The organism is Streptococcus hyointestinalis, assembly GCF_011039275.1.
Taxonomy (GTDB): domain Bacteria; phylum Bacillota; class Bacilli; order Lactobacillales; family Streptococcaceae; genus Streptococcus; species Streptococcus hyointestinalis_A.
The window spans coordinates 400166-423650 of record NZ_JAAKGB010000001.1 but is presented as its reverse complement, the minus strand read 5'-3'; the positions used below and the strand labels follow the sequence as shown (position 1 = coordinate 423650).

The window sequence follows — 23485 nt, the reverse complement described above, 5'->3', positions numbered from 1 at the left end:
AGGTCAAACGAAGCGACCTACAGCTACTTTCTTTATACTAATGTCTTCCAAAACAGACGGTTGAGGAAAAGCTGCAGGACAGCTATGACAAGTGCTGACATGACAAGGATGACGCCACTCACAATCGTTGGATTGATTTTGAAGGAGGCAAAGATAGCTAGGCAAAGGAGCACCACACCGACAATCAATTCAACAAAGAAGATAAGAGCCGATAGCATTTGGCTATTACCACGGTTGAAGAGCTGGTTGATATTTTGCCAGTTGAGATTGAGATGACGGTAGTCGCTGCGGTAGATGAATTGCCCTTGTATAAGAGCTGAGAGCAACATACCAACAAAGAGACTCACCACTAGAACAGGGTGCATGCCAAAGAAAAGTGTGGCAATAGACATGAGAAGAGCTGGTGGCAAGACCTGAACGCCATACAAGACCCAAAACTTCTGCTTGATAAAGCCTTTGAAAGAAAAAGGCAGGGTCTTGAGATAAGTGTAATTGTCCTTTTCCAAAGACAAACCAACGCCCAAGATGGAAGCAGACTGCGTCATAAAAAGCCCCAGCAAGGCGCCTACTAGAAAAGTCACACCAAAATGCTTACTGTCAAAGAAGCTGCTAAACCTAATCATAGCTCCTGAAAAGGAAATCCCTAAAATAACAGGCACACTATAGGTTTGTACCAAGAGCGAAGCATGTCCTAGAGTAGAGAGGTGATGGCGTCGCACCAGACGACCTAGACTCCGTGTTTTTATCGCCTTTTTTGGTTGTTTTTTGCTCGGTGCGACCTTGGCATAGAGCGTATCTCTGTAGTAGTTTGGCACGATGAAAACGATAACACCTAAGATGACAAGTACCGTCATAGCGATAGGCAACCAATAGTTGAGAAGGCTCTCCTTTGAAAAAGGAGCACGTACAATATCCACAAAACCTCTAAAGTAAGGCAGTGGCGTGATGTGGGCGAGCGCTTGCTCATCATCTAGCTGGGAACTGGTCATATTGATATAAAGAATAGGAACAAAGGCTCCAAAGCTAGCAATAGCCGTCAAGGCTGTTGAAATCGCCTTTTGATGACGACTCTTGACGATATAGCGCCCAATCAAGCCAGTCACAAGAAGCGACAAAGAAAGCACCGTCACCGACAAAACAGCAAAATTGACAATACCTAGTAGAATCGTGAATGGATTTCCCGTAATTTGCCAATAAGCAAAAGCAAAGAGTGTCAAGGTAGGCGCTAAGTACAAGAGACTCATCCCTAAAGAGGCGATGACCTTTGCAACAAAGAGCTCCCTTGGCTCAATGGGCAGATAAACATAGTTCTTCGTGTCGCCACTCTCATAAAAGACGCTATACATGGCTGAAAAGGACGTCATCAGCGCCATAACAGCAAAGACGATCGTCTGCTGACCTAAGTAGTAAGGATAGTGCCTATAGTCCACCATCAGTAGAAAATAACTAAAGCAAACCATCATCACGACTAGAAGAATGACTTGATTTTTAATCATCTCCTTGGCGATAGAAAAGCGATCCTTTTGCTTTTTTTCCTGCCTTTTTCGGATATTGGCTAAGTAATTACTGTTTGAGTAGAGGATATTGACCTTTACTAACTCCCAAATCGTTGACCATTTCATAATAACCTCCTCATGTGCTAGTCCTCTTGCGCTTTTCTGCCTGCCAATTCCAGATAAATCGTCTCCAAATCTTTATTTGGATAGCTTTTCTTGAGCTCATCGATGCTGCCGACATAGATGAGCTTTCCTTTTTTGAGAATGGCAATGCGGTCACACAGCTGCTCAGCTACGGCAAGGACATGCGTTGAAAAGATAACGCTATTTCCCTCTTTAGCATGCGTTTTCATCATTTCTTTCAAATCATAAGACGCCTGTGGGTCAAGCCCTGTCAAAGGCTCATCCAAAATCCAAATATCGGGATTGGACACCAAAGCCCCAATGACAATCACCTTCTGGCGCATCCCATGCGAAAAGCCATCAATGACCTCGTAGCGACGCTCACCTAGCTCAAACAGAGTAACCAGCTGGTCAATGCGTGCACTCGCTTCTTCCTTTGGCACGCCGTAGATGGTCGCTAAAAACTGCCAGTACTCCTGCGCTGTCAGATTTAAGAAAATATCAGGAGAGTCTGGCACATAGCCAATCTTGCGCTTAATCTCATCCCTATGCTCAGAAAGCAGCAAATCATCCACATAAACCTCACCATAAGTCGCCTCGATGATGGAGGTCAAAATGCTGATGGTCGTTGTTTTCCCTGCACCATTGTGCCCTATGAGACCAAATATTTCCCCGTCATTGATGGTGAGATTGAGGTCACTCAGCGCTTCTTTTCCCTCATACACTTTTGACACATGCTCAAACCTTATCATAGTTCTCCTCCTTTATCCTGCTAAGCAGGTATTTGTTTGTTCTATCAAACAAATACAATTTTCCTTTGGCTTCATTATACTCCTCATGAAAACCCTTGTCAAGCGCTTCCAAAAAAATTGTCAATAAAAAGGTCTTGCCTGAGCAAGACCTTTTTAAGACCTTCTTATTAAGAATTTGGGTCATCTAAGCTACGTCCGTGAAGTCCTTTTTCACGTTGGACTTGGCGTAGTTTTTCAGGTGTAACGTCGTTGCCTTCTTCATCGACAATCTTGATACCTTCGATGTGATGGCGAACGGCACGGCGATAGCCTTCGATGTATTCTTCACGAAGTTCAGCTTGCTCCACCTTTTCTTCTGGTGTCAAGCCTTCTTCTTTTTTCTTTTTAGCAAGCTCGTTAATACGAGCGATTTTCTTAGGATCCATAGTGTCCTCCTTTAAAGTTTACTTGGTATTGAGTTTATTAAAGGCTGCGACTTGGCTGGCTTTTGCGACAAGGCTAGAAAGCAGAGCGAGGCGGTTGTTTTTGAGGGCTTCGTCTTCTGCCATGACCATGGTATTGTCAAAGAATGCGTCAATGACTGGGCTAAGTGCAAAGAGTTTGTCTAGATTTTCAGTCATGTCAGCTGAGAGCTCTAGCGTCTCAATAGCGTCGTGTAGCGCTTTCTCCTCGTCATTTTCAAAAAGGCTAGGGTTGACTGTAGCACTAGTATCTGCTTTCTCAGCTAGGTTAAAGACACGTGAGAGGCTCTCAACAGCTGCCTTGTAACCTGCGTCCTTACTCTTTCTAGCAAGCGCTTGGCTGGCTTCTAGCATGGTGCCAACGACATAAGTTGATGAAGCAAGTGTCGCTTCTTTGATGTCTTTTGCGATAGCGCTGTCCATCATTTTTTCGATACGAGCTACGACAAAGTCCATGACTTGGTCTTGATTAGCATAGTCTAGGCTGTCAAAGCTAAGCGCATAGAGGTCACTAATCAGCTCATCCAGCGGAATATCCCAACCAAAGGCGTCTAAAACGCGGACAATCCCTTGAGTGGCACGACGAAGCGCATAAGGGTCGTTAGAGCCGCTTGGGATAAGTCCAACAGAAAAGAAAGAAAGCACTGTGTCTAGTTTGTCAGCAATAGCTAAGATTGCTCCGACCTTAGTCTCAGGTAGGTCTCCGTCTGCTGAGTTTGGCAAGTAGTGTTCACGGATGGCAGTCGCAACCATTTCAGACTCGCCAGCGAGAGTAGCGTATTTTTCACCCATGATACCTTGCAACTCATCAAACTCACCAACCATGCCAGTCAATAGGTCAAACTTATAGATAGACGCTGCTCGTAAAACAGCTTCTTTCTCATCAGCGCTCAAGCCTGCCTTGTCAGCTAGATAGCCAGCAATGACTTTGGTACGTTCCATGTGAGCAAAGAGAGAGCCGATCTTTTCATGGAAAGTGACGTGTTTGAGTTTTTCAACCAAGTCAGCAATCACTAATTTTTGGTCCTCACGCCAGAAGAAAGCACCGTCTTCAAGCCTTGCCACTAAAACTTTTTCATTTCCTTTGATGACATTTTCAATGAAGTGGCTATCGCCATTACGCACTGAGATAAAGTGCGGAAGGAGTTTACCAGACTTGTCACGTACGACAAAGTAGCGCTGGTGATTTTTCATAGACGTCACCAAAACTTCCTCTGGAACCGCCAGATATTTCTCATCAAAAGCACCCATAAAGGCTGTTGGATACTCGACGAGATTGAGCACTTCATCCAGAAGCTCATCGTCAATCTCAACGACAACGTCATGTTCTTCTTCGATAGCTTTGATTTGAGAAACAATCAAGTCCTTACGTTCCTTGCTATCTGCGATAACAAAGCTGTGGCGCAAGTCCTCCTCGTAAGAATCTGCTGACGCTACCTCAACCTCTGTCCCTAAAAAGCGATGTCCACGACTGGTGCGACCTGAGGTGATGTCAAGAAAATCAAGGTCAAGCGCCTCATCATCAAGCAGCACAATCAAGGTATGGACAGGGCGGATGTACTCAAAAGTGTTGTTTGCCCAGTGCATGTTGACAGGGAAGGTCAAGTCTTTGAGGACACTTGTGACCGTTTCAAGAACCTCACGGGCTGGTTTTCCTTCCTCGTGCTTGGTCACATAGACGTACTCTTCACCCTTGACCTCACGAAATGTGATGTCGTCAACGCTCAAGCCCTTACCACGGACAAAACCTTCTGCTGCTTTGGTGAAATTGCCATCAGCGTCCAGTGCGATTTTCTTTGCAGGTCCTTTGAAATCTTCTTCCAAGTCAGACTGTTTATCAGCCAAGCCCTTGACACGCACAGCGAGGCGACGTGGTGTGGAGAATACTTCGATGTCCTCAAAGGTAAGACGATTGTCCGCTAGGAAAGCCGTCATCTTTTCCCCAAGTTGCTTCATGGCAGGTGTCACCACGTAGGCTGGCATCTCTTCAAGTCCAAGTTCGACAAGTAAATTATGAGTCATGATAGCTCCTTTCTTAGTCTTCTTTTGCTAATAATTCACGGCGTGTCTCTTCGTCAAGAAGCGGATAGCCTAGACGCTTACGCTCAGCGACAAAGGTCTTTGCGACCACACGAGCCAGATTACGAATGCGAGCGATATAGCCAGCACGCTCTGTTACAGACACCGCACCACGGGCGTCAAGCAAGTTAAAGGTATGTGAGCACTTGAGTACATAGTCATAAGCTGGGTGTACCAGATTATCTTCAAGCGCACGCTTTGCTTCTGCTTCAAACTTGTCAAAGTTTTCAAGCAACATGTCTTGGTCTGACACTTCAAAGCTGTATTTTGAGTGTTCGTACTCAGGTTGTTTAAAGATTTCACCGTACTTAACGCCAGGAGCCCACTCAATATCATAGACAGAGTCGACCTCTTGGATATAAGACGCCAAGCGCTCCAAACCGTAAGTCACCTCAGCAGTGACAGGTTGTGTCGCAAGACCTCCGACTTGTTGGAAGTAAGTAAACTGAGTGATTTCCATACCGTCAAGCCAAACTTCCCAACCAAGACCAGCTGAACCTGTTGATGGGTTTTCCCAGTTGTCCTCTACAAAGCGAATGTCGTGCTCAATCGGATTGATCCCCAAAAGCTCTAGTGACTTGAGGTAGAGCTCTTGGATGTTGCTTGGGCTTGGTTTCATGACCACTTGGAATTGGTGGTGTTGGTAGAGACGGTTTGGGTTTTCCCCGTAGCGTCCGTCTGCAGGACGACGACTAGGCTCTACGTAAGCTGCATTCCAAGGCTCAGGTCCAATAGCACGCAGGAAAGTGTATGGACTCATGGTTCCTGCTCCTTTTTCATTGTCATAAGCCTGCATGAGCATACAGCCTTGGTCGTTCCAATACTGCTGGAGCGTCAAAATGATTTCTTGGAAGGTTAATTTTTGTGACATCTTATCGGTATCCTCCTATTAGCCTAATGTAAGCGATAAATAAAAAGAACCGCCCACACACCTATGCAAAACATAGGGGCGTTGGTACGCGGTTCCACCCTAATTTATAACTTCATTGGTTTATCAAACATAGCAAAAGAGCGCCAATCACACTAGGCTCCACTTGGCTCACACCAACTCCAAGCTCGCTTTTGAAACCCTCAAGGTGTCATTTTCTCTTTTTACAAGGGTAATTATAGCAAAACTAGTGACTTTTGTCCATGCTTATCTACTAAAAGTAAGTGGTAGAATTTTTTAGAAGTCCTCAAACCCCATGAGAGAGCTCCCACCGAGTAAGAAAAAAGACCAGGATTCTCTTGTCCCAGTCTTGACTTCCTACGCATTATGCTTTATCATAGGTTTAAGACTGAGTGAGTTGTGTTCCTTATAGTGTCTCACTCGGTGCCGTAAGGACTGCAATCCTTACGGCTTTTTTATTCGCTTAATTTGATATCATTATAACAGGTTTTAGTTCACCATGCAAGTTTTTCTGCTAGCTTAGGGCTTAAATTGTTTCCAGGTAATTCTCGCAGTCGGCATGGATTGACTGGATTTTTTAGATTCCAAACGTTTGATTTCACCTCCAGACAGACCTTTCAGTGCTTGAATTTTCTGATAGTCTTCCCGCCATGAGCCTAACATGAGTTCCCTAAGCTCGTCTTTATCAGTTAGTAGTATCATCTGGCTCATGGCTTCTGCCCCTCTTAATGTCCAATATTTACCCCCTTTCTTCATGCGATAAGTGATTTTCCGGTGTTGGCTTTCCATGATACCAATTCCTGCATGACGAAATCCTCTTAAGGTAGCTGGCTTAGTATACTGAAAATTTTGAAGGAGTTTACGTTTAAAGTTGTCAAACTGTTCCCATTCATCCGCTGTCTCTATTAAGCCTTCTGTGGTATCTAATACCGTACGCAGAAAGCTTTTATTATGCTCGTGAATAGCCTGAAAAGCCTTATCCAGGAGTTCAGCTGGATAGGGTTTAAAAAAGGTTTTTAGCTTTTGATTGAGATGGTATTCGTCCCAGAAATGTTCATGACGACTCACTTTGAGCGCTTTAGCCATTTCTTTAAAAACGTAGGGAGTATAGCCATGTCCCCCGTCTGAATTTGTGATAAGAAGGGTATCTTTGGTCATCTCGAAATGGTGGTAAAGGTAATCTAATACTTGGTCACGTGCTTGACGATTATTGAGCGATACAAACTCTTTCTTGTTTTGGAGCTCAAATCGGTTGTTACCCACTTTCTGACTGCCTGTATGCACTACAAAATGGGAGAGGTCAATACGACGATTCTCCAGGTCTTTCTCGCTGGATTTGACCATGACCCCGTCCCCCTCGACATAAATGGTATTTGCTTTTTCTTTAGTGATATTATCTTCCTGATAAGCTTGATAATCCTTTTGTTCTTCCAGTAAGTCAGCGCATAGTTTAACGGCTTTGACAACCGTTGGTTTTGTGATGACAATATGATAGGTCAGTTCTATTACACGGACGACCTTGGCATAAGACATCATGGTTGACAATCTGGCCACTTGATACATAAATTCTCTTGAATACCTGGTATTTTTCTCTAGTCCTAGTTTTTCGTCCACTGGCACAACCCAGCTATCCCCTTTCTTCCAGCGACGTCGCCTGAAGGTAAATTCTCCAAAGGTAAAAGCGACCGTACGTTCCATAGAATGAATGCAGGTATAGCCTTTTTGCTTCATGATTGGCACTAGTGATTCATCATAGGCCTTCACCCAACTTAAAAAGTCCTTATTAGTGTTTTCTAGTAATTGTTCCTTGAGTTCTCTCTCGTCTATCATACCCGCCACCTCCAAAAGCAATAAAGCTATTGTACAAAGCAGGTAGAGGAGTAGGCAAATTTATTTTAATTCTACGTAAAAAAGCTCCTGGCTAATGCCAAGAGCTTAATGCATATCAACTCACTGATACAATGTTAACACTTTACCTTTTTTGAGAAAAAACGTCAACACTAGCTATCGTCCTCCTCAATTTCAGCCCCTTTAATATGAGATTGTCCCTGCATCCGTTGACTAGCTTGTTTCATTTGTTGGTTCATCTGGTTCATTTGATGCATGGATTGTTGAAAATGATGCTTTGGTGAAGAACTTACTTTTGGCTTTTTAGGAGCACTAGAGGCAACATTTGGAAGAGGAGCTTGTGCTTTTGGTTGCGTTGCTGCTTCTTGTGGAGAAACTGGTGTTGGTTCACTGATACCGCCAAAATCTTCTCCAGAGGAATCAGTTGGTGCTATCGTTGGGTCTGTAATACCTCCACCACTTGGTCCAGCATCATCTGAGAACATAGGGTCAATGCTAGATGAACCTGAAGGGGCAAAGTTCGCATCAGGGTCATAAGGAGAAACAGGTTGTGGTTGGTCTTTAAAACTATTGTCCTTCAAACCACGATACACGGCATCGTGACCAGCTTGTTCTTTTTGGCTAAGGTGGTCACTCACTCCACCTGCAAAGTCTTTGACTTTACCGACGGCTTCTCGTGCTGCGAGATCGGCTGCACTATACATATTGCTTAGTCCTCCTTTAGCTGTATTGGCTAAACCTTGGTCTTTCACAGAGTTAAAAGTACCTCGAATACCACCGCCAGTTGTAGCTAGGCTATTGCCGAGGATTTTACTTCCTGAAGCAACCACCCCAGGCGTTTTCTTAGCTACATTTAATCCTAAACTGCCCATAGCCATTGCACCATTTCCAACAGCACCTGCGCCAGTCGCAAAGGCTTGTCCTGCCATCATCGCTCCAATCAATTGTTGAGCAGTATCACTATGACCCGTTGAGACACCAAGCCAACGCTCAATCATGGTCACCCCTTGCATGGCTGCTAAGAAAACACCGATATAGACCACGCAAGCCGCAATCATCTGTTCCCAACTATTGAGACCGTCAAAGAAGCCTCCAGATAATTTTGTAACCGCTGAAACAGCAAGCGTCGGTAAGTCCCTTAAAATTTCCATGGTCACTCGCACAATCACCACTTCAAAGAAAATACCCGCCAGAGCTCCTCCAGCTGTTCGTAACAGCTCTTTATACTTCTTAGATGATGACAGAGAGGTATAACCTACAAGAGGGGAAATTAAGGCTTGTATAACAATATCAAAGATAGATTTAACCAATTTAATAGCCATACTTGCCAAAAGAACAATCAAGATGATGTACTGGGCGAACATCCCTATCCAGTTGACCTTATAACGCTTATAGACAGGTTCAAAAGAGTTCAATTGTCCTATAAATTTATGTTCGTTCATCGCTAGAATACCGTCTTGTGTGGCATTTAATTGATGTAGGAACAATCCTTTTAGTCCCTTTTGTTTCTTCTCTAAAGCATCAAGAAGCTCAGAGTCTGTCGCTCCAAAGGTAGCACTGAAATCAATGCGAGAGGCAAAATCAGAAGTATCTCGTTTATCAGGACTATCTGTGATGTTATTGACAGGAGTTGAGCCTTCTTTAGGTGGTTTAATAAAGCCTTGGTCATCCAATGGGAAAAGTTCCGTTGAAAAGTCTTTATCAATCAGTACCTTAAGATCTACCACATTATTTTTCATGGGTTGAACCGCCAAGGAGGAGAAGTAAGAAGAATCATCTTCTGTTGCGCTCTTCACTGTTTGGATATTTTGGGCATCTTGAGCGATGGAGGTGGAAATAGCTGTCAGTGCCATCGGAAAAACGGACGTGACAAAGGTCACTAGTAAGAAGTTGGTAATAACTCCCTTGTATTTGACAGGTTTTGTAAAAACACCAGTAATTGCACTTACAACTAGAATTAAGGTGAAGAGGGTTACCCCTATCAGCTGAAACCAATAAAAGAACTGCCCAATAATTGTATCTTGATTGCCTAGGTAACCAAAGAGTCCAAAGAGCTTGAACATGTTATTAAAAACATGTTCTAGGCTAGCTGTGATAAAATATAGTCCCTTAGCAAGTGTTCCCCAAATGTTAGACATGAAAGCAAGGTAGGCTGGTGTAGGCTCTAAATAGTTACTCCAATACTTGTAAAATTCAACCAAGGGTGCAGACCTTGGGTCTGTTGCTGGAATTTCTCTATGTAAATCCTTGAAATTTGACATTAAGTCTGAAAACGTATCGTATTTCATTATCTACTCCTTATAGTATTGTTATTTCTACCATAAGAGATAATGACAATTCTTGCAGTAAGGGGACAAATCACAGGAAAAAACAAAAAGGAGCTTGTATTAGCTCCTAAACTGCTTATTCTTTAGCTGTACCAGTGAAGACAAAATCATCACCATAGCCATAGATAGAACCTAAAGCAATAATTTTGATGTCTTTTCCACCGTTACTTAAAACAACCTGATAAACAGCCTGTTGTTCAGATTTTGTTACTTTCCCGTCCATATTAACGTCATTATCTTTTAAAACAAGATAAAATACGGTATCCTTATCTGTGACTTGGGCTTTATATTTTTGTGCTTGCCCTTGAAGTTTAGAATTTAGCTCATCTTCTTCGACTACAATGTATTTTTTGGAGTAGTAATCATCACCAGAACCATCTGAAATCGTGCTTTTTTTCACATTAAAATCAAATTCGTTGGTACTTTCTTGGAAATAATAGGCGTTATCTGTATCAGAACGATAATACCCCAAATAACGGTTTTTCAGCGTGCTAGGCGTGCCGTCCGCATTCTTGGACGGTTGACTCGAACAAGCTGTTAAAACAGCCACACAGAGCCCCAGAAGCCCTAAAATAAATATCATTTTTCTTTTCATCATAGGTAATCTCCTTATTTTTCAAGTGTCTCTGCTGGTAGGGCAAAGAAAGGAAAGTGTAGAGGGAGTTCGTCAAACTCTATACCAAGAACATCTGCTAATTCTCGAACCTCCTCCATAAGTGTTTCAATCTCATGCTCCAAAAGATCAAAGCGTTTTTTTGCTAGGACTTTTTTCACTTTATTGGCTTGATTTGCCACAAAGCCAAATTGATGAGTAATCTCACTTTGGGAACTGTCCCAATAATTTTGTGCAATCTTTCGCTTTTTCTCCATGGCATTAACATGGTCTGCGAGAGCATGAAAACTATCCCAGGCAACTGATTCCCACTGTTCAGCCTCTTTTATCTGGGCTAACAAACGATTTCGTTTGGTTGTTAACTCCTCTATTTCAGCAACGAGTTCTTGTTTTTGAGTCATTGACTTCCCTCCATATATTTGTTCTATTATACCAAATTTCCAGCCGAAAATCACTACTTCATAAAGCGATTAAGCCACATTGTGGTGAGCTCTTCTACCGTATCTTGCTTGACATTGGCATACTGTAGCTTGATTTCATTTTTGAGCAGTAATTCCAAAATTTGCGCTTGTTGTTCTTTAATGTCAGCCAAAGTCTCCGCAAAGTGATTATCATATAAGTCTAACCCTCCAGCTTTTACAATACGCTCCATCTGTGCCACCATAAAAGCATTAAACGAGCGATACCCCTGTTCCTTAGCCATCATGTGTAATTGCACAAATAAGCTATCTGGAACACCACGAATAATAAAATCTTTAGTCACTGCTTTCTACCTCCCCTTCGTATTCTAACCAGCGTGAAATGTGGTCCGCATAGCGGGCCATTTTTTCTTCATTCTCAGCCAATAGATCTGTCTGTTTTTGGGTTAAAAATAGGACATGGTCAGATGTCAATTTCATATTTTCCAGATGAGCCAAGTAGTTGGCTTCCACCCTATTAAATTTTCCTAGTTCAATTTTTTCACGCAAGACCTGGACTAAAAATTCATTTAGTGATTTTGCTTTTACTCTTTTAGCTTCAGCCTTCAGATAATCAATTTCAAGAGGGGTTAATCCTCTAATTTTTAACTCTGTTCGTTTGTCTACTACCATATTTTCTCCATTTCTATTCAGCTAAAAAAGTTATCAATAGTTCCATTTTTTCTCTCAAGATAATCTATGAGTGAAAAATAAAATTCACTATCTATTGTCCCATGTGACTGTCTTTCCAGTTCTTGCAAGACTACCAAACTATCTGGCGTACGGATTAGAAATTCTCGAAAAGACTCAATCGTTTCTTTGGTATTTTTTTCAGGTAAATTTTTGGAAGTGACCAGCAAATCTTGAATCAAGTTGAGTTGATTTTTAACAATCGTTTCAAAGTCATCACTGTAGTCTGATGACCGTAAAAAGCTTTTGATTTTGACAATCCCTTGGGGTGAAATATAGGTCACACCGTTTTTCATTTTAACATCGCTGTTTGTCAGTTTTTGTCGATGATACCTGACTAAACTTTTTGTAATATTCAACTCTTTAGCGACCTCTAACATGGTTTTCCAATCGTCCATATACGACCTCACTTTCTCGTCAATTTTTGAGAGGTAAAAAATAGGGAGGTAAATTAACCATTTTTTTGACTAGGTAATTTGACTACCTTATTATTCCCCTAAACTCCAGAAAAGAGCATAAGGGAAACTGTTACCACATGTCGTGGTAAGTTGATAGTATCAACGTTTCCGCTGTCCCCAATTTTCTCGGCTACGCCTACCTAAAACACACACTAGTTTTTACCACCTCTCTTCAAAAACACACTGCCACACACTCATGATATTTAGGAATAACACACCTAAACACACTAGTTTTTCTCCTTCTTTTTGGTCTGTTTTCTCTCTTTTTTGGAAAGAATGTTTAGCCGTTTCGGTACAACCATCATACAAAAACAAGCTAGAGCAACAGAAGAAGGAAGGGTGATTTTTTTATCTGTTTTTGAGCCTACTCTTATCTCTAAAAAGCAGACTGGATAGAAAGCTAACATGAGTAAAATGGCTACGATAAAACCATGTAAAAGGGCTTCCCAAATTCTAAAAATAAGTGTCATTGATTCTCTCCTTTTTGACGTTTTTGTCTGGCCAAAACTTTGATTTCCTCGTGCATGTCTTGACAGCTTTCCATCACATTTTTAAACAAGAGTGGGTCAAAATGTTGGTAGATTTCAAAAATCGGTAACATAGGAAAACCGTCTTTTTGTTCTGCCAATAAATACTCTTCAACTGCTCTTTCAGATGTGACAATCCCATCAACTCGTATCAAAGCAGGCAGGTAAGTAATAGCCTCCTGGTTTTGATAAAAGGTCACTGCAATATCTCCAACCTGAATCGTTTTAAATTCTACTTGGTCTTCTGATAGTTTGAAATGATAGACCAGTTCCTCTTGTCCTAGTCCTGTTAAATAATAACCTCGAATGATTTTATAGTGCTTCATAATCTTCCTCCTTTACAAAGCGAAATGGTGCGTCATAGTAGCTGTAATTAACAGTAACATCTTTTGTTATTTGAAGTGGTTTAGGCTTTCGGTAACGCTCTAAAAATTGCCTAGCCAAGCCCTTTGTTTCAAATACGATTATCGCATCATTTTGGCGGATAAACTCTCCATCATAAAAATTAAAAATTACCCATCTAGCCATGTTGTTTCTCCCTGTGAAATGCCCAAGCCATTTCTTGATTATGGAATTTAATACGTTTCCTAAAACCTTCCAAGCGCCCCTCTTCATCATCTACACAACAAATATTTTCACGTCTGATATATTTACAAAGTGAAGAGTAGCTTAGTCCTAATTTGTCTGCAATCTCTCTCCGAAACAGACCCTGATGAGCCATCTTTCGTATCTCTTTTCCTTTACTGGCTGGTGTTGTTTTTCGGACTGTCCTTAATCCCAATTCCCCTCTTTTGTGTGAGACTGAACTATAAGAACGCCCTAATAATTCTGCTTGTTCTTTGACAGTTATTTTCCCATTCATATTTTTCAAGGCATTGATTTCCCAATCTGTCCATTTATCCAGTAATTTGGTGTGAACTCCTTCTTGCCTTAGTTTATGAACTTGTGTTCTAATAGCGCCAGGAGTCCTATTTAGATATTGAGCAACCATAATACAGTTATCCCCATCAGGAAATTCTGAAAATGTCCTAAGATAATCTAATTCCTCAGTTGACCATGCTTTATTTTTTCTGTCCATTATTTCCCCCTTCAGTATCATAGATATAATGTAATGGCAGTCTGGCTATTTTATTTTTTCTTACTTTTATCCCACATCTTCCTCAAATAATTGTCCTTGTATGGCATGTTTTAAACCCTCCTGAGCTTTAATAATAGTTTGTTTGATTATTTGTCCTGGTATCTCTAGAAAACTTGCGAGAGACGCAAAATAAGCCGTTTTAGTTTCTTGTGTCTTTTGCATGATAGACAGAAGAACCGTTTTAACAGAAGCGAGGATTAAACCTCCTCCCCGTCCTTTCTTCACCTGGAGGAAGATTTTATTATGGTCTGCCAATCGACGTAAGACAATCTTAAGACTAGAGCTAGCAATACCAAGAGCTTTCTGCAGATCTTTTTGAGTGACTTTTAGAACAACCTTGTCAGTATCTGTTTGATCCGTGATATAGCCCATAATGTCCGTTTCCCATTCAGTATAGTGGCTATATACTCGATCAGCACGTTTCTTTTTAAATTTGTACCACCCCTGTTTAATAAAAAGTTCTGAACTTTTGAGGTCTTTATTGACCCAAGCTTTGCACAGTAGTGTGATATAATCACGGCTAGCCGCCTCATATTTACCTGAGTAGGCACTAGCAATTAGCTTTAAGAGTTCACCTGTAGAGACTGGTTCGTCTAGTTGTAGATTGAACTCATTTAAAATGACCTCACAATCGCCCTGAGAGACACCAGATGAAAAGTTGGCTAAAGCAAGGGTAAATAGAACATTGTTTCTCCCCATTAGAGCTTTAGCCCCCTTGATACTCGCCCTCTTCATCAGCAAACCATACCAGGGCTCGTCAATCTGTTTTACCCCTTTTGTCCCTGAAATAACTGTTAAATTTGGTTGCTTACTCGGGAATGGCAAGTCAGACTGCTTCATTGACCAATCTAACCACTCTTGAAAAGAATACGTATAGTCTTTATGAAAGAACTCTACATTGTCTGTTCGTGGCATACGTGCAATCCCAAAATGGTTACACGTGAGATCAACTGGCAAGGTTTGGGCAAAATACTGTCTCAAATTTTGAGAAATGGCTTTTGCGACTTTAATCACTTTAAAATTAGAATGAGCTGTGACATAGGCAGGTTCTGACAGAACAAAGTAAGCTTGATAGCCCTTATCAGACTTCAAAATTAAAGTCGGCATAAAGCCCAGGTCAATCGCAGCTGTTAAAATATCTCCAGAGGTCATCTCTTCAGCGGAAGACGTAATATCAAAATCAATGTAGAAAGTGTTAATCTGTCTGAGATTCTCTTCAGCGTGTCCACGTGTAATTGTGCGTTTATCATCACTATAAGAGCCGTAGCGATAGACGTTTGGTGTCCAGTGGGTAAAGTTGTTCTGGTTCTCAAAAATAGCTTCCATCGATGTCAGAACAACTCCACGTGCCTTTACCATATTAGCCTTAGAACGATAGGCAAATATAGCACCACGTTTCCTTTCTTCAGCCGAAGAGATTAGTTTTAGGTGACTGTTCTTAAATTTGGTTTGTCTTAACCCATCTTTGAGGATTAAGGAATAGATGTTTTTTGTCGTCATAAATTTTTTTAAAATAGTTTCGATAGTTCAAAATAAAGAGTAGTACCAGCAATAAAATACAGAAGTAAATAGATAACTATTACAGAAACCCAATCTTCAACACTGAGCTTTATCTTTCCAGACTGTATTTTCTTTATATCTAGCCACAACAAAACTGAAATCGAGATGATGAGACCTATTGAGCAAATAACTTGTTTAATATCCATTGCTTATCTATCTCCTTGTTTAACGCTAAACTACTTGGCAAGTTATGCTTAGGATAACTATTTCCATTTCTCAATTTTTCTTTTAGGTAAAATCGAGGTTTAGCAGTCTCCACATAATCAGAGCGTCTCCAGTTACGCCTTAAACGTTTGGTCGGAAGTTTAATCTTCCCTTCAATTTCTTTAAATCGAAAGCCTAATTTCAAGTAGGTCGTTACAATCTCATCAGCGTGTTTTTTCGCTTCATCATTTCGTAAGCGGTAATCTAATGACTCATTATGGCTTTGAGAACATTCTAGATATTCTATATAGAGTTTTCTCATTTCCTTAATTCTTTCCTGCCAGTAAGGACTGTAGGGATTTCCAGAGTATTTATTGACTAATTTCTCAACAGGTTCAACAAATTTCATGAGAACACTGTCAAATGTTCCCAAGTCCTTAAAAGGGTCAATAAAGCCTAGTGGTTCACTTTCCATTAGTTTCTGATAAACAAACTGATCCAATTTGAAACCTCCCTATCATTTTGAGCAAACAAAAAAGGGAGAACAGCTTTCTGTTCTCCCTCATAGGGCTATATTTGATTAAATCTAAAAACTCTTACCACTTACCTACTAAAAGTCAACTTGGTCTGGGTCAGACGCTCCTGAGACACCAGAGAGTGTATCGAGTGCTTTCATATCCTCGGCGCTTAAAGTCATATCTGGGACATCTAGGTTTGATGTGATACGCTCAGGTGTTACAGACTTAGGCAGTGGCAAAAAGCCGTGAGCAAGACTCCAAATAAGAGCTAGTTGAGCAATGGTGACTTGATATTTTTCAGCCAAGCTTTTAGCTACTGGGTGGCTAAAGAGCTCCCCTTGACCAAATGGTCCCCAAGCTTCTAACAAGATGTTTTTATCCTGACAATAAGCGACAACCTCTTCTTGTAAGACACCAGGTGCTAGGCGGATTTGATTGACCGCAGGAGTGATAGTTGCTGTCTCAAGCAGCGCTTCTAAGTGGTGCACCATGAAGTTGCTGACACCAATAGAGCGCACACGACCGAGTGCCACTTCCTCTTCAAGCGCTTGCCAAACGTCAGCATTACGCTTTTTCCAAGCGCCGTCACGAAGCGGTTTTGGATTTGGCCAATGCACCAAGTACAAGTCAACATAGTCAAGCCCTAGTTTGGCTAGTGATTCATTCAAGGCTTGATGGGCTTCTTCCTTGGTGTGGGCTGTGTTCCAGAGTTTTGTCGTAATGAAAAGCTCTTCTCGATCTAGCCCTGAGTCTTTGATCGCACGTCCGACACTTTCTTCATTGCCATAGACAGCCGCTGTATCAATATGACGATAGCCTGCTTTGAGAGCAGCTAGAGTAGACTGATAAGCTTCCTCACCGTCTTTTGCTTTAAAGGTTCCAAAACCAATAGCAGAGATCGTTTTTCCGTTGTTTAATGTGTAGGTCTTTGTCATAATAGCCCTCCTTTTTTTACTTAGTTTATCCCTTTTTGTCTGGCACGTCAACAGATTTAATCTCCAAAAATAAACCGCTACCACAGAAAGTGTGTACTTATTTGGCGTTTGGCTTAATTTATTCTTAATTTTAGCTTTTCTTTTGGCGCAATTAAGGGTATAATGAGGTGAATATCTTTTTAAGGAGTTTCCATGAAACAGTCAAAGAGTGAATTTTTCTTCTTTATTTTGAGTATTATTTTGGTTATCTTTTTAGGAGCAGCTTTTTTCATCTTTAGAGATAGTGAAAGCAAGGCTGAAAAGATTGACTATCAAACGACAAGCCAGTCTACTACCACTTCTAGCTCCACTAGCGAGGAAGACACCACTAACATTGAGCAAAGCCTAGCAAGCCTCAAAGCCAATCCAACACAAGACGGTATCAGCTCTCTTCAAGCGGAGATTGACAAGGTCAGTGACGGCACTAAAAAGGCTCAACTGCAAGAAGAGCTCAACGTCATCGCAGCCAATCTCGCTATCACAACAGCAGATAGCCTAAGAACAGCAGATAGTGTCAATGCCGCTCAAGAAGCGATTAACAAAGTTAGCGACGAAACCTCTAAAGCCAACTTACAGGCAGAGCTTGATCCTATCAGCCAAGCCGTCTCAGCAGCTGCTACGGCTACGCAAAGCTATACAGACACCTACGAGGATGAAACTGGCTCAGCAGCTCTAACAACAGATTATGCTCAATAATACAAGTATCGGGCTCGTCTTCTCCAGTATCGGAGCTATCTGCCTAGCCATCTCAACCTTCAATCCGTCTAAAAAGCACATGCTGCTCTGGCAAGTGAGTGATTATGTCTTTACCTTGATTGCAAACCTCCTCTTAGGTGGGCTCACAGGTGCGCTTACTATCGCTGTATCCATCGTGAGAAATACGCTTGCTATCACAAAGCGTGACAATCGCTTGACGACGCTTATCCTAGTCATCCTTCAAATCGTGTTGGGCTATTACTTCAATCGTCTGGGCTATATCGGCTTTTTGCCTATCGTGGCTAGTGTTTCCTACACGATTGCTATCCAAATGACCTCATCCACACAGATTTTACGTTTTGTCATCATTGAAAATATGCTCTTGTGGTTTATCTATGACGTCACCATTCGTGCTTATCCTGCTGCTATCATGGACATCGTGATTACGCTATTAAGTGCTGTATCGATTTGGCGTTTTTACCAAAAGAAAACCTCTTAAAACCATTATAAAAATCTGAGCTAAGCTCAGATTTTTTGCGTTTCATAACCAATCATGACACCGCCCTGCTCAGCGTAAAAACTGCACAAGCCCGATGTCGGGAAAATAGAAATAGCAGCTTTAGGAAAATCACTCTCAATCAGTGCCGTTAGCTGCTTACAGAACTTAGCGTTGTCCTGATGGGCAATAACGAGACGTCCACCTGCGTAACCATGTTGTTTCAGTTCTTGATAGATTCTTTGTAGGGTTTTCTTTTGCCCACGTGGTTTTTCAAGCACTTCTAGCGTACCCTCTGGACTTGCTTCACCGACCAAGCGAATGTTTAAGAGCCCAACGACTTTACCGACAAGTTTTGACAGACGTCCATTTTTGACCAGATTATCCACTTTTGATAGGGCAAAAAGGAGCTTACTATGCTGTTGATAAGCCGTGATTTTGTCAACCACTTCCTCAAAGGTCAGTCCTTGCTTAATCAAGCGCACAAGCTCTAAAACCAACAAATCAATCTCACCACCTGCAGACAAAGAGTCAATCAAGTGAATATTGGTTTTGGGATAGTCTTCCTCTAACATCTTTTTGGCTAGAAAAGCACTGTTGTGGCTACCTGACATCTGGCTGGTAATGGTGATGGCAATCACATTGTCAGCGCCCTTATAGGCTTCTAAAAAGCGGTCTGGACTAGGACAAGCAGAAGCCGCTGCGCTGTCTGAGGCGTCCATAGCCCTCATCAGTTGCTCGACATCAAGGCCTTCGTCATCGACATACATTTCATTTCCAATCTGGATGATAAAAGGCACACGCTCATAAGCAATAGCCACATCATCTGTTGGTAGCGTCATTATATCACAAGCCGAATCGACTACAATTTTCCAAGTCATAACATTTCCTCCTCAATCTCAATTAGTTTGACAAACAAAGTATAGTTGATTAAAATAAGAACAAGTTAGTAAAACTCATTCTGAATTCGTTACTTAATTAAAGTATATCACTACTTTGCCGTTTAGGTAGCAAAAAAACATTCGGATGTTACAAGAAAGGGGAAAGTGTCTTGTCGGAAAGTAGTATCTCTCAAAAATCACTGCAAAATCTTAGCCAGTATAACAAGGAACACAGACGATTGACCCGTGAAGCTTTGGAGACAGCTCTTCTGGCTCTGCTTGAGAGTAAGGAGCTTGCTAGTATTTCTATCTCCGAGCTGGTCAAAAGAGCTGGCGTTTCTCGCAATGCTTATTATCGCAATTATAAGAGTAAGGAGGCTATTTTCGAGAGTATCTTAGAAGGCAGTGTCAAGCGGATATTTGCTGGGCTCAAGCCCTTTAATCTAAAGACCCAGACCTACCAAGCTTGGCTCTATCTCTTTAGCGAAGCTAAAAAAGAGGGGCAGCTTCTTGCTATTCTCTTTCGGCAAAATAGCGAAAAGCTTCTCATTGCTATCGTAGCTAAGCGCCTGCGCGCCTACCAAAAACTAACCGGCAAACAGCTCTCTCAGTACATCATCTCCTTTTGGAGTAATGCCATCATCTCTGTTCTTGAGAAATGGGTAGCCGAGGACATGAGTGTTTCTGAGGAAGAGCTAGCTGGCATAGGGTTGCCGCTTTTGCCCTGAACATCCTCTATATGTGTTATCCCCAAAAATTAAACTTCAAAATCTCTAACTGTTTGCTTCTCTTCTTCAGTTAAATTGAACAAGTCCATAACCGACTCATCAATGGCGACATTCAACTTCTCTACTTTTGAATCCTCTCTGTCATCCTTTGACATTTCACTCATGATGCTTTGAACAAGCTGAGCTATTTCTTCTTGTTGCTGTTCAGTAGCATTTGGAATTGGAAATTGTTTAATTTGCCCCAACCTCATCTGTGGAAATGTACTGCGCTGTAAGAAATCAAATTTTTGGATAGCATAATATGAAACGACTCCAGAATTTAACACTCCTAAAAGGAACAACGGAGAAACTTTCAGTTCAGAGATACTTTCAATACTCTGCTCATGCACGTATTCATCATCAGTGATTGTAGCTCTAAAGGCATATCTTGATTTCACTGGAATTCTGGCAATTAAAATTCTATCTCCTTCAAAAATTTTTGAATTCCTTGGTGCTGCTAAGTTACTTCCATATTTTAAATATTCTCCAGACCAGAATATACTATATCTTTGTACATCACTACCATTTAAAAATTTTCTATATGATGGTTCGAGCCTACTTTGGGCAAAATATGTTTTTGAACCCTTAAAAATTTTAAATTCTTCTTTATCAGCAGGTTGTTTTGGTTTGCCCTTACCTCTTTCATATGCCTTTAGTCCATCTTTTACTGTTCCATAATTATTTTCAATTGGTTTAGAGTGTTCTTCCATCTTTGATAGTATAGAGTCACTTAAATTATTATTAGATGCAATCTTAATAACATCATCATTTAACATATCTATAGCTGATTTTTCAGTAATTATCTGAATTTCACCATTTTCAATAATTCCTAAAGAAACTTTTTGAGGACGACTAGTAAACATATCGATAATACAGACGTCGACCGAGGCTTCATCGAAAATTTTATCCGTAGAATTAATAATGGTTACCTCATCATAATTCTTCAATATAAAGCGCCTCATAGATTGATATTGATTAATTGTCAAAAACGTATTGGGGATGATAAATGATATTCCTCCGCCATATCGTATTAGAGAAAAAGCGAGTTCAAGAAATAGTCCGAAAGTATTGGCTTGATAGGTATTTTGAGGATACGTTTGTGCATAGTATTTCTTCATCTCACTCGTGAAATGGTTATTCTGAGAAAATATATAAGGCGGATTACCAATAACGAGGTCAAAGCCGACAAAGTGACCGTCTTCTCCCAGAATTTCTGGGAACTCCATTCGCCACTCCATACCACCAGCATAAAGTGGATTGTTCAGACGAGCCTGCAATTTTGCTTCTGCTTCTTTCAGCTGCTTATTGAGAGACTCAACTTCTTTCGCAACATTTTTATTTTCTTCTTCAAAGAGACTTAATACCCCTGCTTGATTGCGCTTAGCTAGTAATTTACTAAGCTTTTTCAACTCAGGACTAGAAGCGGTATCATCAAATGACCGTTTTAATCCAGAAATTTTATCCCAAATCTCTGCCTTAGTTCGCTTGTTGTTTGTTTCTTTATAATCCCTTACTAAAGACAAATATTCTTTAAAATCTGTCCTACGCATATCAAACTCATAGTCAAAGTCAAACTTATGTAAGAGACTGTCCCCAACTTTAATATTGATGTCTATATTCGGTAGGGTCGTTAAAACGTGATGACCTGAGGCTTCCTGATAGTAGTAAGAGGACTTCAATAGCTCAATCCACAGACGCAAACGACAAATATTGACCGAACTTGGATTGATGTCCACTGCAAAGAGAGAATTTTCCAAAATATGACGCTTTTGATTGAAAATGGCTTTCTGAATTTTTTCAGATTCTAGATTATTAACTTGGTAAACAAAATTATTACCAGCCCTATCTTGGATGACAAGTTCATCATTGATAACATAACACTGGATAAGATTTCCTATGAAATGACCTTCTTCATCAAAAAGTACATTTAATTCACTTTTTAGAGCGATGATTTCATTTAAAGTCGAAACTAGAAAGTGCCCTGAACCAACAGCAGGGTCACAGATTTTTAGATTATCAATAGCCTGACTAACTTTCTTAGCGTTGTCGAGACTGTGTCCCATTGCAAATTTAATATCTTCAATTGTTTCACATTGCCAATTTAATTCCTCATTTACCTTATCGACAACTACCGTTCTAATAGCTTTCTTGGACATATACATAGTAATGTGACCAGGTGTATAGAAAGAGCCATCTTTATAGCCGTTGATTTTCTCGAAAATCAAACCTAGTACGGAAGCATTGATAAGGTCATTCTTAGACTTTTGACGATGGGAAATAGTAGTAGAAAAGTCATAGGCATCTAAAAATTCAAATAGATAAGCAATGACATTTAATTTACCTGATTTACGTTTTTTATCAGTCCCTTTAAGTGCTGTTTTTGAAAAAATCTCAATGTCCCCCTCTGGTAAACGGTCGATTCCAATTCCGTCTCTTGAGGTTTCAAGCTCTGTTTCTTCAAATAGTGATGAGTTAAGATAAGGAACGTAACCAAATTTTTCTTGAACACGCTGATTTCTGTCCTCTTCCCTTTTAGCAAGCACCGCAAAGAAAAGACTGTAAATTTCTTCAAAACTATTTAATTTATTGTAGGTTAAGAACCTAAAGTCTTCACTTTTATTAAATAGTATCAACTGAGATTCTAACAGTTTTAAGAATAAAATACGATTCATCCAAACAACAGTTAATTGAATAGCAATCTCTTCCTGCTTCTCTTTGGGAACATCCTTCATTTCTAGTTTATCAATAACATTTTCCACAAAAGCATATTGTTGACGTTTAGCTGGTTTAAGCCTTGAAATGATTTTACTTGTTCCCTGTTTGGTCTCTTCTAGTCCCATTAAGTAGAGCAATTCATCATAAAAGTTCTTATTCAGTTTATTGGAGTCTGTGAAAATTTCTTTGTTCAATAAGTTTTCAGCAGTGAAAAATCGATAAAGCTGAGTCAGATTATTTTTCTTAATTTCAATGGATTTACTCTTTTTTACTAGAGCTTGACTAAGGTCAAAATGAGCAATTGCAATTCCTTTTTCAATCGCTTTATCAATTGCTGGGGCGATGACTTCTGAGTAAAGAAAGTCTGTTGTATTACTCGAAAGCTGATTTTTACTAAATTTTGTTACAAGATCAATTAAATGCCTATTCTTGAAAAAATACTTTTCAAACTCTTTGGCTTCTATCACAAACCAAGATAAACCGTTTGTTATAATACATTTTTTAATTTCAAGATTTTGGGCAAATAAACGCTCAGATAAATAGTATGCAACAATTTCTTGAAATGCTTTAGTATTTAAGTTTTCCTTAGTCATCATTTCTGGCTTGTTAGTTAAACTTTTACACTCAAAAATAACACCCACTTTTGAATCTGCTGTCTTACCGTTATAAATGGCTAAATCAATGCGATTAGAAGTATTTATAAAATTATGAGGTAAAACTTGCTCTAGAAAATGTTTAAGCAAATTTTTTTGATACTCTTCACTTTCAGTTTCATTATTTTTAAGATGAGCCAGATACTCTGTTAAGTGTTTTTCAAAATGTAATTTTTCATCATCTAATGGCATGATAGCTTGTACAAACTTATTCATGCTTTC

General features: G+C 40.4%; 24 protein-coding genes. 3 read left to right on the top strand and 21 right to left on the bottom strand.

Translation table 11 applies throughout. The features are described from left to right. Window positions 1-32: 32 nt before the first annotated feature. The 19 genes from G5B60_RS02255 to G5B60_RS02165 form a co-directional block, all read right to left on the bottom strand. The gene (locus G5B60_RS02255; protein WP_164682377.1) at window positions 33-1622 is read right to left on the bottom strand and encodes an ABC transporter permease; all 1590 of its coding nucleotides are present in this window, start codon (window positions 1620-1622) and stop codon (window positions 33-35) included. A gap of 17 nt (window positions 1623-1639) precedes the next feature. Further along, window positions 1640-2371 (bottom strand): ABC transporter ATP-binding protein, encoded by a 732-nt coding sequence (locus G5B60_RS02250; RefSeq protein ID WP_164682376.1) that lies wholly within the window; start codon window positions 2369-2371, stop codon window positions 1640-1642. Between the two features lie 167 nt (window positions 2372-2538). Next, window positions 2539-2796 carry a DUF896 family protein gene (locus G5B60_RS02245; protein ID WP_115268420.1) on the bottom strand — a complete coding sequence of 86 codons (258 nt, stop codon included), beginning with the start codon at window positions 2794-2796 and terminating at the stop codon, window positions 2539-2541. Between the two features lie 18 nt (window positions 2797-2814). After that, window positions 2815-4854: a glycine--tRNA ligase subunit beta gene (gene glyS, locus G5B60_RS02240; RefSeq protein ID WP_164682375.1), complete on the bottom strand. Its 2040-nt coding sequence runs from the start codon at window positions 4852-4854 to the stop codon at window positions 2815-2817. 13 nt (window positions 4855-4867) lie between these two features. Continuing rightward, window positions 4868-5782, bottom strand: coding sequence for a glycine--tRNA ligase subunit alpha (gene glyQ / locus G5B60_RS02235; protein ID WP_164682374.1), 915 nt, complete (start codon window positions 5780-5782; stop codon window positions 4868-4870). 537 nt (window positions 5783-6319) lie between these two features. Beyond that, a complete protein-coding gene (locus G5B60_RS02230; protein WP_164682373.1) occupies window positions 6320-7630 on the bottom strand; it encodes an ISLre2 family transposase in 1311 nt (436 codons plus the stop codon). Window positions 7631-7800: 170 nt separating this feature from the next. Next, window positions 7801-9936 (bottom strand): pLS20_p028 family conjugation system transmembrane protein, encoded by a 2136-nt coding sequence (locus G5B60_RS02225; protein WP_164682372.1) that lies wholly within the window; start codon window positions 9934-9936, stop codon window positions 7801-7803. Window positions 9937-10051: 115 nt separating this feature from the next. After that, window positions 10052-10573, bottom strand: a complete 522-nt coding sequence (locus G5B60_RS02220; protein ID WP_164682371.1) for a hypothetical protein — start codon at window positions 10571-10573, stop codon at window positions 10052-10054. 11 nt (window positions 10574-10584) lie between these two features. Next, complete coding sequence (locus G5B60_RS02215; protein ID WP_164682370.1) at window positions 10585-10989, bottom strand: hypothetical protein; 405 nt, start codon at window positions 10987-10989, stop codon at window positions 10585-10587. A gap of 53 nt (window positions 10990-11042) precedes the next feature. After that, a complete protein-coding gene (locus tag G5B60_RS02210) occupies window positions 11043-11351 on the bottom strand; it encodes a hypothetical protein (RefSeq protein WP_164682369.1) in 309 nt (102 codons plus the stop codon). After that, on the bottom strand, window positions 11344-11679 hold the full coding sequence (locus G5B60_RS02205) for a hypothetical protein (RefSeq protein WP_164682368.1): 336 nt from the start codon (window positions 11677-11679) through the stop codon (window positions 11344-11346). The genes G5B60_RS02210 and G5B60_RS02205 overlap by 8 nt, the downstream gene beginning before the upstream one ends. A 17-nt stretch (window positions 11680-11696) precedes the next feature. Further along, window positions 11697-12134 carry a hypothetical protein gene (locus G5B60_RS02200; protein WP_164682367.1) on the bottom strand — a complete coding sequence of 146 codons (438 nt, stop codon included), beginning with the start codon at window positions 12132-12134 and terminating at the stop codon, window positions 11697-11699. A 287-nt stretch (window positions 12135-12421) separates the two neighbouring features. Next, a complete protein-coding gene (locus G5B60_RS02195; protein ID WP_164682366.1) occupies window positions 12422-12664 on the bottom strand; it encodes a hypothetical protein in 243 nt (80 codons plus the stop codon). Beyond that, complete coding sequence (locus G5B60_RS02190) at window positions 12661-13047, bottom strand: hypothetical protein (RefSeq protein ID WP_164682365.1); 387 nt, start codon at window positions 13045-13047, stop codon at window positions 12661-12663. The genes G5B60_RS02195 and G5B60_RS02190 overlap by 4 nt, the downstream gene beginning before the upstream one ends. Then, window positions 13034-13249 carry a hypothetical protein gene (locus tag G5B60_RS02185; protein WP_164682364.1) on the bottom strand — a complete coding sequence of 72 codons (216 nt, stop codon included), beginning with the start codon at window positions 13247-13249 and terminating at the stop codon, window positions 13034-13036. The genes G5B60_RS02190 and G5B60_RS02185 overlap by 14 nt, the downstream gene beginning before the upstream one ends. Continuing rightward, the gene (locus tag G5B60_RS02180; protein ID WP_164682363.1) at window positions 13242-13799 is read right to left on the bottom strand and encodes a hypothetical protein; all 558 of its coding nucleotides are present in this window, start codon (window positions 13797-13799) and stop codon (window positions 13242-13244) included. The genes G5B60_RS02185 and G5B60_RS02180 overlap by 8 nt, the downstream gene beginning before the upstream one ends. Before the next feature lie 66 nt (window positions 13800-13865). Then, window positions 13866-15359: a primase C-terminal domain-containing protein gene (locus G5B60_RS02175; protein WP_164682362.1), complete on the bottom strand. Its 1494-nt coding sequence runs from the start codon at window positions 15357-15359 to the stop codon at window positions 13866-13868. Window positions 15360-15534: 175 nt separating this feature from the next. Beyond that, complete coding sequence (locus G5B60_RS02170; RefSeq protein ID WP_164684098.1) at window positions 15535-16038, bottom strand: modification methylase Sau96I; 504 nt, start codon at window positions 16036-16038, stop codon at window positions 15535-15537. 135 nt (window positions 16039-16173) lie between these two features. After that, the gene (locus G5B60_RS02165; protein WP_164682361.1) at window positions 16174-17016 is read right to left on the bottom strand and encodes an aldo/keto reductase; all 843 of its coding nucleotides are present in this window, start codon (window positions 17014-17016) and stop codon (window positions 16174-16176) included. Between the two features lie 192 nt (window positions 17017-17208). Here G5B60_RS02165 and G5B60_RS02160 point away from each other — a divergent pair, with 192 nt between their 5' ends. Together G5B60_RS02160 and G5B60_RS02155 are read left to right on the top strand one after the other, a co-directional pair. Then, window positions 17209-17751: a hypothetical protein gene (locus G5B60_RS02160; RefSeq protein ID WP_164682360.1), complete on the top strand. Its 543-nt coding sequence runs from the start codon at window positions 17209-17211 to the stop codon at window positions 17749-17751. Further along, on the top strand, window positions 17741-18250 hold the full coding sequence (locus G5B60_RS02155) for a YgjV family protein (protein WP_164682359.1): 510 nt from the start codon (window positions 17741-17743) through the stop codon (window positions 18248-18250). The genes G5B60_RS02160 and G5B60_RS02155 overlap by 11 nt, the downstream gene beginning before the upstream one ends. Before the next feature lie 26 nt (window positions 18251-18276). Here G5B60_RS02155 and G5B60_RS02150 read toward each other — a convergent pair whose 3' ends face one another. Beyond that, window positions 18277-19128: a DegV family protein gene (locus tag G5B60_RS02150; protein WP_164682358.1), complete on the bottom strand. Its 852-nt coding sequence runs from the start codon at window positions 19126-19128 to the stop codon at window positions 18277-18279. Between the two features lie 170 nt (window positions 19129-19298). Here G5B60_RS02150 and G5B60_RS02145 point away from each other — a divergent pair, with 170 nt between their 5' ends. Beyond that, complete coding sequence (locus G5B60_RS02145) at window positions 19299-19856, top strand: TetR/AcrR family transcriptional regulator (RefSeq protein WP_115268406.1); 558 nt, start codon at window positions 19299-19301, stop codon at window positions 19854-19856. A gap of 29 nt (window positions 19857-19885) precedes the next feature. Here G5B60_RS02145 and G5B60_RS02140 read toward each other — a convergent pair whose 3' ends face one another. Continuing rightward, window positions 19886-23479 carry a DUF7149 domain-containing protein gene (locus G5B60_RS02140; RefSeq protein ID WP_164682357.1) on the bottom strand — a complete coding sequence of 1198 codons (3594 nt, stop codon included), beginning with the start codon at window positions 23477-23479 and terminating at the stop codon, window positions 19886-19888. Window positions 23480-23485 lie beyond the last annotated feature (6 nt).

What these genes read in the sequence shown, in the direction of transcription:
- G5B60_RS02250 (WP_164682376.1), bottom strand. Translation starts at nt 2,371, where the DNA reads ATGATAAGGTTTGAGCATGTGTCAAAAGTGTATGAGGGAAAAGAAGCG.
- G5B60_RS02175 (WP_164682362.1), bottom strand. Translation starts at nt 15,359, where the DNA reads ATGACGACAAAAAACATCTATTCCTTAATCCTCAAAGATGGGTTAAGA.
- glyQ (WP_164682374.1), bottom strand. Translation starts at nt 5,782, where the DNA reads ATGTCACAAAAATTAACCTTCCAAGAAATCATTTTGACGCTCCAGCAG.
- G5B60_RS02190 (WP_164682365.1), bottom strand. Translation starts at nt 13,047, where the DNA reads ATGAAGCACTATAAAATCATTCGAGGTTATTATTTAACAGGACTAGGA.
- G5B60_RS02180 (WP_164682363.1), bottom strand. Translation starts at nt 13,799, where the DNA reads ATGGACAGAAAAAATAAAGCATGGTCAACTGAGGAATTAGATTATCTT.
- G5B60_RS02185 (WP_164682364.1), bottom strand. Translation starts at nt 13,249, where the DNA reads ATGGCTAGATGGGTAATTTTTAATTTTTATGATGGAGAGTTTATCCGC.
- G5B60_RS02165 (WP_164682361.1), bottom strand. Translation starts at nt 17,016, where the DNA reads ATGACAAAGACCTACACATTAAACAACGGAAAAACGATCTCTGCTATT.
- G5B60_RS02220 (WP_164682371.1), bottom strand. Translation starts at nt 10,573, where the DNA reads ATGATGAAAAGAAAAATGATATTTATTTTAGGGCTTCTGGGGCTCTGT.
- G5B60_RS02215 (WP_164682370.1), bottom strand. Translation starts at nt 10,989, where the DNA reads ATGACTCAAAAACAAGAACTCGTTGCTGAAATAGAGGAGTTAACAACC.
- G5B60_RS02200 (WP_164682367.1), bottom strand. Translation starts at nt 12,134, where the DNA reads ATGGACGATTGGAAAACCATGTTAGAGGTCGCTAAAGAGTTGAATATT.
- G5B60_RS02205 (WP_164682368.1), bottom strand. Translation starts at nt 11,679, where the DNA reads ATGGTAGTAGACAAACGAACAGAGTTAAAAATTAGAGGATTAACCCCT.
- G5B60_RS02255 (WP_164682377.1), bottom strand. Translation starts at nt 1,622, where the DNA reads ATGAAATGGTCAACGATTTGGGAGTTAGTAAAGGTCAATATCCTCTAC.
- G5B60_RS02150 (WP_164682358.1), bottom strand. Translation starts at nt 19,128, where the DNA reads ATGACTTGGAAAATTGTAGTCGATTCGGCTTGTGATATAATGACGCTA.
- G5B60_RS02225 (WP_164682372.1), bottom strand. Translation starts at nt 9,936, where the DNA reads ATGAAATACGATACGTTTTCAGACTTAATGTCAAATTTCAAGGATTTA.
- G5B60_RS02195 (WP_164682366.1), bottom strand. Translation starts at nt 12,664, where the DNA reads ATGACACTTATTTTTAGAATTTGGGAAGCCCTTTTACATGGTTTTATC.
- G5B60_RS02230 (WP_164682373.1), bottom strand. Translation starts at nt 7,630, where the DNA reads ATGATAGACGAGAGAGAACTCAAGGAACAATTACTAGAAAACACTAAT.
- G5B60_RS02245 (WP_115268420.1), bottom strand. Translation starts at nt 2,796, where the DNA reads ATGGATCCTAAGAAAATCGCTCGTATTAACGAGCTTGCTAAAAAGAAA.
- G5B60_RS02140 (WP_164682357.1), bottom strand. Translation starts at nt 23,479, where the DNA reads ATGAATAAGTTTGTACAAGCTATCATGCCATTAGATGATGAAAAATTA.
- G5B60_RS02155 (WP_164682359.1), top strand. Translation starts at nt 17,741, where the DNA reads ATGCTCAATAATACAAGTATCGGGCTCGTCTTCTCCAGTATCGGAGCT.
- G5B60_RS02170 (WP_164684098.1), bottom strand. Translation starts at nt 16,038, where the DNA reads ATGGAAAGTGAACCACTAGGCTTTATTGACCCTTTTAAGGACTTGGGA.
- glyS (WP_164682375.1), bottom strand. Translation starts at nt 4,854, where the DNA reads ATGACTCATAATTTACTTGTCGAACTTGGACTTGAAGAGATGCCAGCC.
- G5B60_RS02160 (WP_164682360.1), top strand. Translation starts at nt 17,209, where the DNA reads ATGAAACAGTCAAAGAGTGAATTTTTCTTCTTTATTTTGAGTATTATT.